General features: G+C 32.2%; 20 protein-coding genes and 1 pseudogene. 14 read left to right on the forward strand and 7 right to left on the reverse strand.

What is annotated here, in order from left to right; translation table 11 throughout:
- Positions 1-4: 4 nt before the first annotated feature.
- Complete coding sequence (locus KPL75_RS25305; protein ID WP_219918304.1) at positions 5-613, reverse strand: hypothetical protein; 609 nt, start codon at positions 611-613, stop codon at positions 5-7.
- A gap of 76 nt (positions 614-689) precedes the next feature.
- On the opposite strand from KPL75_RS25305, the pseudogene KPL75_RS27745 reads away from it, so the two are divergent.
- The 5 genes and pseudogenes from KPL75_RS27745 to KPL75_RS25325 all read left to right on the forward strand — a co-directional run bounded on the left by KPL75_RS27745 (position 690) and on the right by KPL75_RS25325 (position 3814).
- A pseudogene (locus KPL75_RS27745) lies at positions 690-897 on the forward strand (hypothetical protein).
- A 222-nt stretch (positions 898-1119) separates the two neighbouring features.
- The gene (locus KPL75_RS25310) at positions 1120-1338 is read left to right on the forward strand and encodes a YqaJ viral recombinase family protein (protein ID WP_258237057.1); all 219 of its coding nucleotides are present in this window, start codon (positions 1120-1122) and stop codon (positions 1336-1338) included.
- A gap of 137 nt (positions 1339-1475) precedes the next feature.
- Positions 1476-1727, forward strand: a complete 252-nt coding sequence (locus KPL75_RS25315) for a DUF3947 family protein (protein ID WP_016094103.1) — start codon at positions 1476-1478, stop codon at positions 1725-1727.
- Positions 1728-2545: 818 nt separating this feature from the next.
- Positions 2546-3121: a C1q-like domain-containing protein gene (locus KPL75_RS25320; protein ID WP_002148155.1), complete on the forward strand. Its 576-nt coding sequence runs from the start codon at positions 2546-2548 to the stop codon at positions 3119-3121.
- 132 nt (positions 3122-3253) lie between these two features.
- Positions 3254-3814 carry a C1q-like domain-containing protein gene (locus KPL75_RS25325; RefSeq protein WP_375141037.1) on the forward strand — a complete coding sequence of 187 codons (561 nt, stop codon included), beginning with the start codon at positions 3254-3256 and terminating at the stop codon, positions 3812-3814.
- A 92-nt stretch (positions 3815-3906) separates the two neighbouring features.
- On the opposite strand, the gene KPL75_RS25330 is transcribed toward KPL75_RS25325, so the two are convergent.
- The gene (locus KPL75_RS25330) at positions 3907-4119 is read right to left on the reverse strand and encodes a hypothetical protein (RefSeq protein WP_219918306.1); all 213 of its coding nucleotides are present in this window, start codon (positions 4117-4119) and stop codon (positions 3907-3909) included.
- A gap of 220 nt (positions 4120-4339) precedes the next feature.
- Here KPL75_RS25330 and KPL75_RS25335 point away from each other — a divergent pair, with 220 nt between their 5' ends.
- Positions 4340-4843: a MepB family protein gene (locus tag KPL75_RS25335; protein WP_002148148.1), complete on the forward strand. Its 504-nt coding sequence runs from the start codon at positions 4340-4342 to the stop codon at positions 4841-4843.
- A 335-nt stretch (positions 4844-5178) separates the two neighbouring features.
- Here the strand turns inward: KPL75_RS25335 and KPL75_RS25340 are convergent, their stop codons facing one another.
- From KPL75_RS25340 to KPL75_RS25350, 3 genes are all read right to left on the reverse strand, one after another.
- Complete coding sequence (locus KPL75_RS25340; RefSeq protein WP_219917553.1) at positions 5179-6060, reverse strand: IS3 family transposase; 882 nt, start codon at positions 6058-6060, stop codon at positions 5179-5181.
- 8 nt (positions 6061-6068) lie between these two features.
- Positions 6069-6365 carry a transposase gene (locus KPL75_RS25345; protein WP_219918307.1) on the reverse strand — a complete coding sequence of 99 codons (297 nt, stop codon included), beginning with the start codon at positions 6363-6365 and terminating at the stop codon, positions 6069-6071.
- 144 nt (positions 6366-6509) lie between these two features.
- Complete coding sequence (locus KPL75_RS25350) at positions 6510-6704, reverse strand: hypothetical protein (protein WP_002085768.1); 195 nt, start codon at positions 6702-6704, stop codon at positions 6510-6512.
- A 294-nt stretch (positions 6705-6998) separates the two neighbouring features.
- Between KPL75_RS25350 and KPL75_RS25355 the strand changes: the two genes are divergently transcribed.
- The 4 genes from KPL75_RS25355 (at position 6999) to KPL75_RS25370 (ending at position 10970) form a co-directional block, all read left to right on the forward strand.
- Positions 6999-7607 carry a hypothetical protein gene (locus KPL75_RS25355; RefSeq protein ID WP_219918308.1) on the forward strand — a complete coding sequence of 203 codons (609 nt, stop codon included), beginning with the start codon at positions 6999-7001 and terminating at the stop codon, positions 7605-7607.
- 388 nt (positions 7608-7995) lie between these two features.
- Positions 7996-8991, forward strand: coding sequence for a glycoside hydrolase family 25 protein (locus tag KPL75_RS25360; RefSeq protein ID WP_219918309.1), 996 nt, complete (start codon positions 7996-7998; stop codon positions 8989-8991).
- A gap of 144 nt (positions 8992-9135) precedes the next feature.
- Positions 9136-9987 (forward strand): peptidylprolyl isomerase PrsA, encoded by an 852-nt coding sequence (locus tag KPL75_RS25365; RefSeq protein WP_219918310.1) that lies wholly within the window; start codon positions 9136-9138, stop codon positions 9985-9987.
- Positions 9988-10634: 647 nt separating this feature from the next.
- Positions 10635-10970, forward strand: coding sequence for a YolD-like family protein (locus KPL75_RS25370; protein WP_219918311.1), 336 nt, complete (start codon positions 10635-10637; stop codon positions 10968-10970).
- Positions 10971-11255: 285 nt separating this feature from the next.
- Here KPL75_RS25370 and gerPF read toward each other — a convergent pair whose 3' ends face one another.
- A complete protein-coding gene (gene gerPF, locus KPL75_RS25375; RefSeq protein ID WP_001141569.1) occupies positions 11256-11471 on the reverse strand; it encodes a spore germination protein GerPF in 216 nt (71 codons plus the stop codon).
- 212 nt (positions 11472-11683) lie between these two features.
- Here gerPF and KPL75_RS25380 point away from each other — a divergent pair, with 212 nt between their 5' ends.
- The 4 genes from KPL75_RS25380 to KPL75_RS25395 all read left to right on the forward strand — a co-directional run bounded on the left by KPL75_RS25380 (position 11684) and on the right by KPL75_RS25395 (position 14502).
- A complete protein-coding gene (locus KPL75_RS25380) occupies positions 11684-12022 on the forward strand; it encodes a hypothetical protein (protein ID WP_219918312.1) in 339 nt (112 codons plus the stop codon).
- A gap of 352 nt (positions 12023-12374) precedes the next feature.
- Complete coding sequence (locus KPL75_RS25385) at positions 12375-13082, forward strand: SDR family oxidoreductase (protein ID WP_219918313.1); 708 nt, start codon at positions 12375-12377, stop codon at positions 13080-13082.
- A 253-nt stretch (positions 13083-13335) separates the two neighbouring features.
- Entirely contained in the window at positions 13336-13998 is a 663-nt protein-coding gene (locus KPL75_RS25390; protein ID WP_219918314.1) for a DUF6944 family repetitive protein, read from the forward strand.
- Between the two features lie 297 nt (positions 13999-14295).
- Entirely contained in the window at positions 14296-14502 is a 207-nt protein-coding gene (locus KPL75_RS25395; protein WP_219918315.1) for a YqaE/Pmp3 family membrane protein, read from the forward strand.
- Between the two features lie 79 nt (positions 14503-14581).
- Here KPL75_RS25395 and KPL75_RS25400 read toward each other — a convergent pair whose 3' ends face one another.
- Positions 14582-14791, reverse strand: a complete 210-nt coding sequence (locus tag KPL75_RS25400; protein WP_219918316.1) for a KTSC domain-containing protein — start codon at positions 14789-14791, stop codon at positions 14582-14584.
- Between the last annotated feature and the right edge of the window lie 229 nt (positions 14792-15020).

Genomic DNA, 15020 nt, shown 5'->3' on the forward strand with positions numbered 1-15020 from the left:
TCCTTTACATCTTATTCCATATATAACAAAGCTGGTTAGCTTCTGATTCAAGCGCTATTAAATGATCATTATTAATAGAGTTATTCGTATACATTCTGTTCTTTTGGATGTTAAGAACCGTATAATTCACATCGTTATGTTCATTTGAAAATGTTGATTCGTTTAATAATGTCAGCGTTGAGTTGATGTTGTATTTATCAATTCGCTCTTTTTTTCCTTTGAAAAACAGTTTGATAAGATGCGGCTCATCATTAATGAGCAAACCGAGTTCAGGCGATGAGCGGACGATTAAATCATCTGATATCCAATGTGATTTACCTGGATCGAACCAAGAGACGTCTTTGTTTTTAATAAATTTTTTGTACTGTTTTATGACATCGATATAGTTTTGCTGTTTCTTCTGATCAACCGTTTGCACTAATGTTTCGAAACATTCAAAAGGTAGTTCGTTTTGATGAAATTTAATAACAGTGTCTCGTAATTGTTTCCAGTAATCAAAAGCTGGTTGGTATTCCGGTTGAGATTTTAGATTTTTCATAAAGTTTGTTTTAGCTGCACTACTTTTCAGTGTGAAGTCTAGAAATTGTGTAAGTCCTACTTTAATTTCTGCCATATTACACCCCCTTTCCAAGCATTACTAATTCGATAACAGAAAGGAAAATCCTGTATTTTTTAAGGAGGCGAGCTAGCTGCTAGAAAACCAGATGTCCATGCACAATGGCTATGGTAAAGCTGATCCACAGGAGCAAGAAGGTATCATGGCAACGTCTATCGATGCCGAAAAGTTACAAGATGCCATCAGTCGAGCGGTAATGATTTCACATGAATATCCATGAGGGTGTGAATGGGAGCATTAATGAAGCAGTGGAATTGTTACAAAAGTATTTGGGGCAATAAAAAAGGACTCACGGCAATGAGTCCTCATAAAAAATATATGTTGGTATTAGTATAAAATGGAAGGTGAGTGAATAGAACATGCAAGCAAAAGTATTGGTTAACAAACTAAACATGGACCACGCTCAGTGGTTGCAAGCTATTGGTGGCTCAGATGTTTCTGCAATCGCAGGTTTAAATAAATGAAAATCAGCAGTTCAAGTATTCTTTGAAAAAACACAAGCGATTGAAAAGGAAGATGTACAAAGTGAATCGGCATATTTCGGAAACGTTTTGGAAGAGGTAGTTGCAAAAGAATTTTCCAAGCGTACGGATTTAAAGGTACAACGCAGAAATGCAATCTGGCAGCATCCTGAATACCCGTGGATGCTTGCAAATGTAGACCGATTGATTGTCCGTGAAAAGATTGGCCTTGAATGCAAAAAAGTCGGAATATTTCGGTAAATAGTGGGGGTCAAAAGAAGGAAGGTGAACAAAAACGCTATTTGAATAAAAGCTAGTGAACTAGTTTTTAACACTCACTGAAATTAAGAATCATAACATACTTTGTAATAACTTATATGGAAGTGAGTTGAATAATAATGTTTTATTCATATTTTGATACCCGAGATAGAATGCGTCCGTATGGTACGGCGGGTATTACGTATAGCGGAGCACAAAGTACAATTCAAGCTGTTCAACAAGCGTTACAAGCACAGCAGCAAATGCAACAAATACAGCAAGGCATACAACCGTACTATCCATCTATGGAGTATTATTACCCAATGCATCATATTACACCATACGGAATTTCTGTTTCAACAATTCCATATGGAACTGTATACAATTTATAAAAGTATGCGGGGGAATAAATTTAAGTATTTATATAAGAGCGCAAGTACAGAGCGCCCTTATAAGGAATGATTCGTATCTAGGGAACAATTATAAAATTTTAGATATTGGAATGAGAATGTTACAACCTCATGAGTTATATACAGCGCAAGGATTCTTAAGTGGGGATATTATTTTTCCAAAATGAAAGGTGACGATAAGAATGATGAGAGAGGAATTTGGCAAAAATTATTGCCAAGTGTTTATAAATTTTGGATGCTTTACTATAAAAAAATATGAAAAAAGGCCCTGTTGTCTCCAACAGAGCCTTTCCTAAAATGGCAAAGAGTAACTCTTACCTTACTCCTTGTCCATAGAATACACAAAAACCTTATGTTTGTACAGGTCAATAATTTGCAATAATGATATTTGAATATAATGATTACAGGTAATTCTGAAGGATGAAAAAGTATTTGTTATAGAGTAAGTGTTGATTTTAAAGTGTTTTTAAGAGAATATTTACAACTCAACGATAATAAAGGAATATTGAAATAATAAAATACGAAATATTGCATATCTCACTGAACAATATAGTCTATTCAATAATAATAAAATCGTACAGAGGAGTTTTTTCTGAAAATCCGAGTTGATGAAACTAGATAATTTGTATTACTGATTTAACCAGAATATTACATGAGTGCTTTGTTTTTAAAAGTTATACTTTCTCTTCGCTCTGCCTTATGGTGGAGCATTTTTATTTTTGTAATCGCAATAACCTGTCCAAACTTTCCAAGTCTAGCATACATATTATGCAGTAGTAGATTAGAAAGGAGCACTATATATGTCTTGTTATTACTACTGTAAGAATTGTGAGAGTTACAAAAAGAAAAATCATGATTGTTGTAAAAAAAGAAGTGACTATAATAATAAGTGCAGTAAAAAATATGATGATTGTTCTTGCAATCATAAGGAGAAAAACCTTGTAAGAGCATCCGCTTTTAGAGCGGTAAATACAGTTGATCAAAACCTTCCAGCCAATACTTTTGTCAAAGTATTATTTCAAAATGAACAATTTGATTTAGCGAATGAATATAACCCGGAAACATCAGAGTTTACTCCGAAGACTAGAGGCGTTTATTCCGTAATTGGAACGATTGGTTTCTTTCCAAACGATACAAATGTAAACTATAGAGCGCGTGTAGAAGTTCGAGTGAATGGAAATGCGGCAATTGCTATAGATAACGACTTTTTTGGTCCGATAAATTTTGGGAATGTCGTAAGTGTTTCAACAATACTCCAATTACATGCAGGTGATATTGTTGAGATTTTTGCGCAAAGTAGTATAGATGGAGTTATTAGTAGTTCAGAGGATGGTTCTCATTTTGAGGCTGCTAGATTTCCATCTCCAATTGTATAAATATTGAAAAGGAAAAAAAATTATTAACTCTGCTTTTCCGTGGAGTTTTTTTAATTTCATAATAGCAATAGCTCGTCCAAACTTTTTAAATTTATTTTGCATAGTATACAACAATAGATTTAGAAAGGGGATATAAATATGTCTTATTATTGTAAGCATTGCAATTGCTATAAAAAGAAACAGCATACTTGTTGTAAGAAGAGTACAGATTATTACGAGAAGTGTTGTGATAATGAGAAAGATAAACTTGTAAGGGCATCTGCTTTTAGAGCGGTTAGTACAGTAGATCAAAATGTCACTGCAAATACTTTTGTTAAAGTATTATTTCAAAATGAACAATTTGATTTAGCGAACGAATATAACCCAGCAACATCAGATTTTATTCCGAAGACTAGAGGGGTTTATTCTATTATTGGTACAATCAGCTTTGCACCTAATGATAGTAATACGAATTATAGAGCGCGTGTAGAAATTCGGGTAAATGATAATCCAGCTATAGCGATAGATAATGACTTTTTTGGTCCACTCAATTTTGCAAATGTCGTAGCTGTTTCAACAATACTTCAATTACATGCAGGAGATGTAGTTGAAATTTTTGCTGAGAGTGATGTAGATGGACTGATTATACAAAATGATCCAGGATTTATTAGTACGCATTTTGAAGCTGCAAGATTTCCATCTCCAATAAAATAAAATACATGTTTGTGATTTATGGACTATTTTTTAAAAAAAGGCTCTACCTTATGGTAGGGCCTTTTAGTTAAAATAGTTTAAAAGGGAATATATTAAAATAAGTTCATAAATACTTGATAAGCAACACCTAGAGTTAATACGATGGCTAACAGTTTTGCTACCCATCTCGGTGCATTTAAATTTAGTAAAAGGGAATGACATATACTAAATGTAATGCCGAGTGTTAAAAGAATTGCGATAAGATATAAAACGAATAGGAAGAAAGGTTGCTCTATGGAGCCGAAGTCAATTTTGGATGGATTCATGTAATATGTACCTCGTTTTTTGTTGATATATTAATATAATAATGAAAAATACAAGAAATTGGAAGAGTAATGTAATAAATACTATAAAAGTAAATTTGAAGTTATGGATGGAGTAGATCAAATAATCTTTGAAAGACTATTCAAAGCCATCATTTGTTTAAGTTTGATATACAAGAACGAATGTTCTTGGTATACTGAAAAATAAAAAAGGTGCGTTTACATGACAAATTTTAGTAATATAATTAAAAAACTAGATGAAATGATTTACAAACCTAATAATCTATTCATTACTAACCAAAAAGAAGAAAAGCAAAATTCAGAATATGCAGGATGGGTATTTCAGCTAAATAATAGAAGCATACGATTTAGGGTATCAAAAATTACGCCTAATAAGATTGGACAATTTGTTTCTTTTTGGGAGAAGGATGCTTCCATGAGAAATCAGGCATTTTCTTATGATTCGGCTCCTAATCTTTTAGTTATTACTTGTATAGCGGATAATAAACTAGGACAATTTATTTTTCCAAAAGAGATTCTTCTAAAAGAAAAAATATTAAAAACTCAAAACCAAAAAGGAAAAATGGCTATAAGGGTTTACCCTATTTGGGATAAGCCTGTTAGTAATCAAGCTAAGAAGAGTCAACTGTGGCAACTTCATTATTTTGTCGATTTAAGTGATACTGAAAATGTAGCTATAGATAAATTATTAAACTTATATTCATAGTGCATCATAATAAGAAAATCTTTTTTTGAAATATTCAATGTTTGTCTAGGTGGATATTTGGAAATGCTAACAGGATAATCCGTTAAGTAAAGAATAAAAAAGGAGCATACAAATAAAGTATGCTCAAAAAAAGATAGGTTTTATGAGTGGAGAATCTCCATACGATAATATATGCTCATTTCATTGATATGTGTAAAATATCAACAAAATATCAATAGAATATCAATTAATGAGTTATTTTGGTTTTTTAATGAAGTCATGTTTTTGTGAAATGAAAAAAGAGCCGTTTCTTTTGCAGTGACCCCTGTCAAGTAGACAGTATTTAAAAAGCGTAACTAAGCAACCTGAGTTCTATATTTATATGGACTCAGGTTATTTAATTTCTTTTGAAATCTTTGATGATTATAAAAGTGCATATATTTACGCACGGCAAGTTTGACCTCATTCGCTTTATGGAAGGAGTGTAAATGAAAACACTCTGCCTTAAAGTGACTGAAGAAGTTTTCCATACAAGCATTATCCCAACAGTTGCCTCTTCGAGACATACTTGCCTTCATCTGATATTTTTTAAGTAATTGATTATATTGACGAGATGTATACTGGGACCCTTGATCACTATGTAAGAGGATTCCCTTCACATTTCGTTTTTTCTTTGCCTTTTTCAGTGTATCTAACACAAGTTTCAAGTCGTTTCTACGACTGGTTTCATAGGCAACAATTTCATTATTGTATAAATCCTTAATAGCGGATAAGTACAAGCGCTGTCCATTGAAAATCAAATAGGTAATATCGGTTACCCATTTCTCATTCGGTTTTGAAGCTTGAAACTCCCTATTTAGATGGTTCTCTGAAATCACATAAGCTTCTTTTTTTCCGTAATAAGGTCGTTTTTTCCTAATTACGGCTTTGATACCTAGTTCACGCATCAATCTTTGGATGCGCTTATGATTCAAATAAAGGTTATATGTGGCTTTCAGCCACACTTGTATTCTTCTATATCCATAAATTCCTCTTAATTTTTTATGACACGCCAATATCTTTTTCTTAATTTCGATATCCTCTGATTGTTTTTTTGAAGGCGTCGTATGCCGTTTTATCCATTTGTAGTACCCACTTCTGGTTACACCAGCAATATCGCATAGAATGGTCACTGTATAACCTGTTTTTGTCATTTCATGGATGACTTCGAATTTTTTCGTTTTGGATACGACTTTCATTCCTCCTTTTACATCCCTAAGAGCTTTTTTAACATTTCATTTTCCGCTTCTAATCGTCTGATCTTAGCTTCTGGATCTTCGGGTCTAACCCTTGGTCTACCTAAACCTGGTCCTTTCGCTTTACCGCGTTTTTCTTCTAGTCCTTTGATTCCTTCAGTTTCAAAGTGTTTCACCCAACGACTTACAATCGAGTGATGAATACCTAATTCTTTCGCAATGTTTTTATAACTCATGCCGTCTTTTAAGTATAAATCTATAGCTTGTTTCTTAAATTCTACATCGTAAGTGACTCTAATTTTCCCCATAAAAAATCCCCTCCATAGTAAACAGGGTAATGTGCTTTCTTTTTCCTGTCTACTATAAGGGGATCATATCATTTTGATAGATGCGGCTCTTTTTATTACTTTGGTATCGTACTGTTCGAAATGATAAATCATAAAATGATACGATTAACAATTTGATAATGATCGGACTTCAGTTATATATTTTTTAAAGTCTGGATATTGAGATACAGTTTGGCAGGTAGGGGTGAGTAGTTGATTAATTAAAGATACATTTGTAATTACTTCGTTACAAGGACCGTAGAATGTAACTTTTAGCTTTGAATTCGGGGGAACTTTGAATACGATAGGGATTTTTTTCATTAAATAAACTCCTTACATATAGAAGGTGTATGTGTTAATCTTCTTTTGAATGTGAAGACATTTAAATATAATATGTAAATTTAGTGTAGTTGCTTATTATAGATGCCGTATTGGTACATGGAATCTCATTCCAGCATAATACTTGAAGTTAGGAAAGAAACATAGCATATTTTTCTTAAATTGATTCATTATTATAAATAGTGAACGTAAGAAAATAATATAAATGCCTTATGCAATTTTAAAACAATTACATATTATGGTAATGAAAATTGTATAAGGAGGTAGAATGAAAGAATGGAAGAAAATGTACAAGTTGAGCTTTCACCACCGTGGATTACGTATTTTAATGAGCTTAAAAATTCTATAGGCGCTGATCCGACTATAACAGTGGGTCCGCTTATTCCAGTTGGTGGGAACTTTATTATTTTAGTACAAGCTATGAGTGATGAAAAAGCGATAGCATTAGCTACGCTTCTTAAATCTTTCGTGGAATTTGGAAACGTAAGTGTAACGGTTGTTGTTAGTAACGCAGAAAGTGTGATTGTAAATCCGCTTCCATGTCCACTAGATGCATTTGAAATTGCACATTTATTTCAAGTAGCGCTAGAAAATAATCCTTATTTTCAACAAGTTGTTGTACAGCCACAGCTACCAGGTGGAGCGAATGTTATTTTTCCAGTTTTTGCTGCGAAAGTTATTCAATTTTTTAACGATGATATCTCAAACCTTTGCCAAACGTTTACAGGTGTTGCTGCCAATGTATTTCATGATGTAATGAACGACGTTGTGTGCGATATCCCTATTTTATTCTCTACAAGCTGCGTTACAAGCAATGATGATGTACGATTTGTAATTGAAGGGAATATAGAAAATAAGGATATAACACCAAAATTGTATTATTAAAATGTGAAAAGACATTTTCCTGAATCGAAAATGTCTTTTTCTTGTACATAAAGGAAATAATAAAAAGACAGCTTTTATTATTTAGCTGTCTTTTTACAGGGAGATTGAAAAATATTGGAGGTCAGTCATGAGTATAAGCTAAAATAGCTTACATATAGTATGCACATTATTTATAGTTTTATCCCGATATTTAGTATGAAATAAACGCAAGTCTATCGTTTGCAAATGCAAAAAAGAAGAACTTGAGTATTATGGATAAAAAGAAATTATTTAGTTTTAAAAAATGATGAAAATATATTTATTTGTCTTATAGAAGCTTGCTATTAGGCATATGGGTCTAGCAATAATACAAGCTTTGAATAGGATAATAAAAAGGAGTTGATTAGTAATGGGTTATATTGTAGATATTTCGAAATGGAATGGAAATATTAATTGGGATATTGCAGCGTCTCAACTAGATTTAGTTATTGCTAGAGTTCAAGATGGCTCGAATACGGTCGATTTTATGTATCAAGGTTATGTGAAAGAAATGAAGAAACGTAGTATTCCATTTGGAAATTATGCATTTTGCCGTTTTATATCTATATCAGATGCAAAAAAAGAAGCGCAAGATTTTTGGAATCGTGGCGATAAAAACGCCAAATTTTGGGTGGCAGATGTAGAAGTTCAAACAATGGTAGATATGCAGGGCGGGACGCAAGCATTTATTGATGAATTACGCCGATTAGGTGCAAAAAAAATTGGTTTATATGTAGGGCATCACACGTATATATCATTTGGAGCTCGCAATATTGATGCTGATTTTATTTGGATTCCTCGTTATGGAGGGAATAAACCAGCATATCCGTGCGATATTTGGCAATATACTGATTCAGGAAATGTTCCTGGTATTGGGAAATGTGATTTGAATCAATTAATTGGAAATAAGGATCTTTCTTGGTTTATAGGTACAAACAAAACAAATCAATCAAGTATAGATAATACAAAGCAACCAAATGGAATGGGTATTGCAGTTTCAAAATATGATGATGGATACGGCATTAATTTATATGAAAATCCTGCAAATCCACAGTTCACAGGAAGACTTACGAAAAAAATCCCATATTTAATCTTTAAAGGTTATTGGGGAGGTGGCGAAAAAGATATGATTTGTTTAGGTGGTGAACAGCAGTGGGCTAAGTTAGAACACTTTAATGTGCAATGGTTTTATGCATATTCAAAATACGCACCTGGATATGAAATTAGAACGTACGATGGACCAAACGGGAATGATACAGGTGCGGTCGATGGGAAGGTCCCTTATCGTATTTGGAATCGTCAAGATGGATATATAGATATAGGTGGGAACAAATGGATCAAAGAAGAACATGTGCAGATTAAATGATGTTAAAAAGTCGGCTTTATGCCGGATTTTGTATTTAATAAAGCTTGTCTTTGGCATGAAGAGAAATACTTGCGGAAAACACATTAATTTCACAATAGCGCTGTATAGTTCCTAATATACATTTATCAAAGTGAGGTATTTTAATTGAAAAAGAAAAAGCTATTTATGGGAACTATTATTACATGTGTGGCGCTAACATTGTCTGCGTGTGGTTCCTCAGAAAATGTTGCAACATCAAAAGTAGGAAACGTGACGGAGAACGAGTTAAGTAAAGAATTAAGGCAAACATATGGAAAAAGTACTTTATCTCAAATGATGTTAAATAAGGCATTGCTAGATAAATATGAAGTATCAGATGAAGAAGCTAAAAAACAAGTAGAAGCAGCGAAGGAACAAATGGGTGACAAGTTTAAAGTGGCTTTAGAGCAAGTAGGATTAAAAAATGAAGATGAATTAAAAGAGAGAATGAAGCCAGAAATTGCACTTGAGAAAGCGATTAGAGCGACTGTCACAGATAAAGATGTGAAAGATAACCATAAACCAGAAATGAAGGTAAGTCACATTTTAGTGAAAGATGAAAAAACTGCGAAAGAAGTAAAAGAGAAAATAAATAATGGTGAAGATTTTACTGCTTTAGCGAAACAATATTCGGAAGATACTGGTTCAAAGGAACAGGGCGGAGAAATAGCTGGTTTTGCTCCTGGTCAAACTGTGAAAGAATTTGAGGAAGCTGCATATAAATTAGATGCAGGGCAAGTAAGTGAGCCAATAAAAACATCATATGGTTATCATATAATAAAAGTGACAGATAAAAAAGAATTGAAACCATTTGATGAAGTGAAAGATACTATTCGAAAAGATTTAGAACAACAAAGACTACAAGATGCGACAGGTAAATGGAAACAACAAGTAGTCAATGATCTATTGAAAGAAGCGGATATTAAAGTAACTGATAATGAATTTAAAGATACATTTAAATTCTTAGATGAAAAGTAAGGTTTAGAAGAAAAACAGAGGTTTAGCATAGTGCTATATTTCTGTTTTTTAATTTTTAATAGAAAAGGGAACTCATATAGAGTTCCCTTTTCTCGTTAGTGTGTGAGTTATAAATAGATAGTAAGACAATACAATATTACATTTAAATATTAAGAATTACAATAGAAAATTTTGGTGTAAATAAAAAAAATAAGCAATTACTTCGCAAAATGTTGAACTGATAATGTTTTAGTTAATTAATTTTGTTAAATATAAACCAAATGTATTTTTAATATTTTCTTAGAAATTGAATAGAGTACATAATTTAAAGAATGGTACATATCATATTTATTGGAGTATAAATTAACTTTATAGGAAGTGCAAAGAAATTTGATTAATAAAAGGGAGTAATCAATGAGTACGAATAAACTTCATATATTAAAGTTGCATTTTGTTTAAAAAATTTACATGTTGCACTTCCGAAAGAACGTTAGTTCGTATATAATTAGAACAAACGTTCTTTCGGGGTGGGGATTTCTACAAATGCATAAATAGTTTTTAATTAGAAAGCTACGCTACATATAAATAAGAGATGGATAAAGTGTATTTAGAAGTGGAATTTTTATTTTTATGAATAGATAGATGTAGAAAATTGAGGAGTAAAGAAAATGAATTATGAAAAGATACAGGAAAAAGGAAGAGAGTGGGTTCCGTTTACAGTAATGTCGGAACAATTATTAAGTATGAAAAAAATTATTGGAGAGAAATTAAAAGTCCAAAGACCGCTAATAACGAATGAAGCGAAAGAAAGCATTTCAGATAAATTATTAACTTCATTATTGTCTGAAGAAGAGATGTTAGTGACATATTTTGAAGAAGGATACATACTTACGAGTTATATGACAGTGGTTCATATAAATCCAATTCAACAAATTGTAAAATGTACAGATGCATTTTATAAAACAAATATATTTTCTGCAATGGACATAATTGATGTAACCTAAAAGAAGCTGAATTTTGAAGTTTAGCTTCTTTAATTTATCCAGCTATTTACGGACAGACAGATTCACACCTCAAAATTCGACTGTGAGTCAGGCTACCTGTAAAAACCTAATTTTTTGAAGAGATGAAGAACTAAATGAAAAAGCAGCTAGATGCAAGCTAGCTGCTTAGTCCCAGGGAAAGGGAGAAAAAGATTGGCACTCAAAAAATCGACGATAGCTGTGTATCAGCCTGAGTATAGTATAGACAAATTTAAAAATGTTATACAAAAATGATTACAGATCTGGTTAGGCCGTACCAACTTGGTTTTGATCTGCTAGATCAGAATCAAATGTATTAGTCGCGCTAACCCCACTAAAAGTGTTCACTACGAAACCAACGTTAGATGCGCCAGAGCCGTTATAAGCTTTCGTATTCTCTTTTGGAGAAACATTGTAGAAATCACCTAAGTTGAAAGATCCGTTACTATTTTGTACAACTAAATTCCCAACAACTGAGGGCATAATTTTCACCTACTTTATAAGTAATTGTTTGCATTACTATATGGAGGTATAGTCTAATTGGTTCATTTGACAAATATTCCGGAATAGAAAAATGTTTGAAGCTTTGTTTAATCAATCGAGCAAAAAGTATGTTAAAATTAATGAAGAGTGGAATTTTAAAAAGAATAAATTTGAATAATTAATATATACGGAATTAAAGGAGGCGAAATGTAATGGATAATGTTATAAAAACAGTGGATTTAACAGATGCAGAATCAAGTAAACTTGTTGCTTTTATTTATAGTAATGATGTTACATTGATCGAAAAAGCATTTTGTCCTAATGAAATAAAATTAAAGTTTAATGAAATAGCAATTTTATCGGCAATTAAAACCGCATATATTACGAAAATATCTATAAGGAAAGAACTTGAAGCGATTTTTCACGATACAGGTGTTTTATTAGTGAAGAAAAATGTTGAAAGGAATAGTATTCAATCTATAACAATGCATTTTGAGCAATTTAAAAAGCTGCAAAATGAGATTGAGAATTTATATAAAAGTATGTTATAAAACTAGGTGGAAATTCTTTGATAGAGGTGGGCTCTGTTAAGTTGAAAAAGTGGATTGAAAAGTATTTGGATGAATCGAACTGTAAACATAAATAGGGTTTTATTAAAATACAAGATAATAAAAATGGTAAATTGGGTGTAACTTTTATTCGTCGGTGTGAGAAATGTGGGAAGAGAAGATACAATTTTAAAATAATAACGATATAAACAAAAAGAGTAATTATGATAATTACTCTTTTTGTTTGTAATATGTAATATCAAAAATACTTCTAAAGTATGAAATGAATTGATACTTAAGTGAGAGGTTGAATAAGAATAAAAAGAGTAATATTAATTGAAAGGAGGAGATGAAGTTGGAGCGAAACGACATTGGGAAACTTGTAATTATTACTGGAGTAACGCAAGGGTTAGGACGTGCAATGGTTGATAGGTTTCATGAATTGGGATGGAACATAGCAGGGTGTGGACGCTCAAAAAATAAAATTGAAGAGCTTAATAAATATTACGGTGCTTCACATGATTTTCAAATAATTGATGTTTCAAATCATCACCAAGTTAGTAAATGGGCAAGTGGTATTCTTAATAGGTATAGGGCACCCGATATGTTAATAAATAATGCATCGATTGTTAATCAAAATGCACCGCTATGGAAAGTTACCGCTCAAGAATTTGAAAGTGTAATGAGTGTAAATGTGAACGGGGTAGTAAATGTCATTAGAGCATTCGTCCCGGCGATGATAGCTAGGAAAGAAGGAATTATTATTAATATGAGCTCTAGTTGGGGAAGAGAAGGCGAGGCTGAACTTGCGCCATACTGTGCTTCGAAGTTTGCTATTGAAGGTATCACTCAGTCTATGGCAATGGAACTGCCAAATGGCATGGCCGTAGTTGCTTTAGATCCAGGTGGAAGTATTAGCACTCCAATGCTTCACTTATGTGCACCTCAATATGTAAAAGAATCTCCTACACCTGAAATGTGGTCACATAAAGCAATTCATTATATATTAAATATATCAATAGATAAAAATGGAGATTCATTGACATGTCCGGTAGGCATTTAATGTTCAGATAGGTATTAAATGTTATATTCACAGATTTAAAGGACAAGCATATATTGAATTATGTGGGAAGCATTTGCAAAGTATACATTCATCGAGAAACTCCTTGTCAAAAAGAGCGCCTGAAAGGTGCTCTTTTGTATTATTATTACATTATGTGATGCACAAAATTACATATGAAAAATAAAATAATGAATTAAAGGTGATATTTGTTTATTTCGAATGTACTAGAAAATTTTAATATAGGTGATGGGAAATGAACCTACGCGATTTAGAATTGACAGGGGCATGGTTTCAAGTAGGAGGAAATCTTATAGCAGCTATTGGAACAACTAGAGGGTTTGCAGGAGAAGAACAGATTGAGTCGGATCTTGTTATTGTAGGGAGTTCATTACAAGCCCTCGGATATATATTACAAATTATAGCAACTATTGATGTGAAAGATGAAGATAAATGTGAGGAGCAAGATGTAACTGTAGATAATAAAAATAAAGCGCTAGCGAAAACGGGGATTGAGTTATTAGCTTTAGGTAATATTTCTAATGTAATAGGAACGTATTTTAATCTAAATGAACAAATAAAAGAAAATGATTTCCTTATAATTACTGGAAATAGTTTGCAATCAATTGGAGCTTTTTTAGGAGTAGAAGTAGCATTGAATGAGATAAATGGAACACAGTGGATTATTGTATTAGGGAATTCAATGCAAAGTTTAGGTGCAGGGTTACAAGCATATGAGGGTATTCACAATATATCAAAAGAAGAAAAGGAAAATGAAGACAGTAATATAGATAAAGAAAATCAACGTATAATAGGGCTAATAGGTATTTGGATACAGGCAATAGGTACTGTAATTTCAGCAATTGGATTAACAGAAATAGTAGAGGAACAAAGATTGGAATCTAAGAAAAGGCAATGAAATACTCATTTAAATGAAGTTTGGAGTATTTCAATTTTAGAAGTAGGACAAGATTGATGTGATAATTCTTTTTGTAGGCTTTTTCATATGGGCGTAGAATATACATATAAACGAACAGGTGAAAATAGCTTATTAACGTTAGTGAGAGGCTCTTCATTTAGTTATACTATTATATGTGGTTTTTGTAATGATGAGTTCTTATATACGTCTTTAGAAATAACATGATTTCATAGGTTTGATAGTATAGGAGATGGATGGGTAAGAATTGAAAAATAAACATTAAGGAGTTTTTCAGACATGATGTACTTATTAGCAATTCTACTTCCGCCGGTAGCTGTTTTATTTTGCGGAAAGCCGTTTCAAGCGATTATTAATTTCATTTTAACCTTAATTTTTTGGGTTCCAGGAGCGATACACGCAGTTCTTATCGTACATGATAAAAAAGCCGACAGGCGACTTAAAAGACAAATTCAAGCGTACGATGAAATTAATAAAAGAAGATAGAAGGTGAATTGCAAGTGAAAACATACAAAAAAAGAAAGGGAATTTGATTCGCCTTTCTTTTTTTGTATGCCAATCAAGTTTAAATTTTAGTGTAGCGGTAAGAATTTTTAATATAGGTATTATGATAATAACTTTTAGAGTGTGCGTTTAATAAACCGGTGTAAATACTTTCTGGTACGTTAAAGAAATCATACATACCATTCTTTAGTTGAATACGTAAAATCATAGAAAAAGGATTATAGCCAACAGCAACTATATTTCTTGATATAACGGGAGATAATTTTATCATTACGCAACTCCTTACTTTTCATTTAAGGTGTTTTCTTGTAGGCAAGGGGATGTGGTATTGAAATCCTTATAATTAAAGGGGTATTATACTTATATGTAAGATATTAAATGTTCGTTATACGTAATTATAAGGAAGTTCACACGAAGTACATATAGTTGTGCTATTTTTATTTCACCTTTGATTTATTAATAAGAAAATATTGACCATTTGAAAAAAAGGTATATTATTT

The sequence above is a fragment of the Bacillus sp. NP247 genome, from assembly GCF_018966865.1.
In the GTDB taxonomy this organism is placed as follows: Bacteria; Bacillota; Bacilli; order Bacillales; family Bacillaceae_G; genus Bacillus_A.

Bases quoted from the DNA above. Each gene is read 5' to 3' on its own strand.
- KPL75_RS25345 (WP_219918307.1), bottom strand. From the start codon at position 6,365: ATGGGGAAAATTAGAGTCACTTACGATGTAGAATTTAAGAAACAAGCT.
- KPL75_RS25335 (WP_002148148.1), top strand. From the start codon at position 4,340: ATGACAAATTTTAGTAATATAATTAAAAAACTAGATGAAATGATTTAC.
- KPL75_RS25400 (WP_219918316.1), bottom strand. From the start codon at position 14,791: ATGATAAAATTATCTCCCGTTATATCAAGAAATATAGTTGCTGTTGGC.
- KPL75_RS25315 (WP_016094103.1), top strand. From the start codon at position 1,476: ATGTTTTATTCATATTTTGATACCCGAGATAGAATGCGTCCGTATGGT.
- KPL75_RS25380 (WP_219918312.1), top strand. From the start codon at position 11,684: ATGGATAATGTTATAAAAACAGTGGATTTAACAGATGCAGAATCAAGT.
- KPL75_RS25370 (WP_219918311.1), top strand. From the start codon at position 10,635: ATGAATTATGAAAAGATACAGGAAAAAGGAAGAGAGTGGGTTCCGTTT.
- KPL75_RS25355 (WP_219918308.1), top strand. From the start codon at position 6,999: ATGGAAGAAAATGTACAAGTTGAGCTTTCACCACCGTGGATTACGTAT.
- KPL75_RS25395 (WP_219918315.1), top strand. From the start codon at position 14,296: ATGATGTACTTATTAGCAATTCTACTTCCGCCGGTAGCTGTTTTATTT.
- KPL75_RS25305 (WP_219918304.1), bottom strand. From the start codon at position 613: ATGGCAGAAATTAAAGTAGGACTTACACAATTTCTAGACTTCACACTG.
- KPL75_RS25390 (WP_219918314.1), top strand. From the start codon at position 13,336: ATGAACCTACGCGATTTAGAATTGACAGGGGCATGGTTTCAAGTAGGA.
- KPL75_RS25360 (WP_219918309.1), top strand. From the start codon at position 7,996: ATGGGTTATATTGTAGATATTTCGAAATGGAATGGAAATATTAATTGG.
- KPL75_RS25340 (WP_219917553.1), bottom strand. From the start codon at position 6,060: ATGAAAGTCGTATCCAAAACGAAAAAATTCGAAGTCATCCATGAAATG.
- KPL75_RS25320 (WP_002148155.1), top strand. From the start codon at position 2,546: ATGTCTTGTTATTACTACTGTAAGAATTGTGAGAGTTACAAAAAGAAA.
- KPL75_RS25330 (WP_219918306.1), bottom strand. From the start codon at position 4,119: ATGAATCCATCCAAAATTGACTTCGGCTCCATAGAGCAACCTTTCTTC.
- gerPF (WP_001141569.1), bottom strand. From the start codon at position 11,471: ATGCCCTCAGTTGTTGGGAATTTAGTTGTACAAAATAGTAACGGATCT.
- KPL75_RS25350 (WP_002085768.1), bottom strand. From the start codon at position 6,704: ATGAAAAAAATCCCTATCGTATTCAAAGTTCCCCCGAATTCAAAGCTA.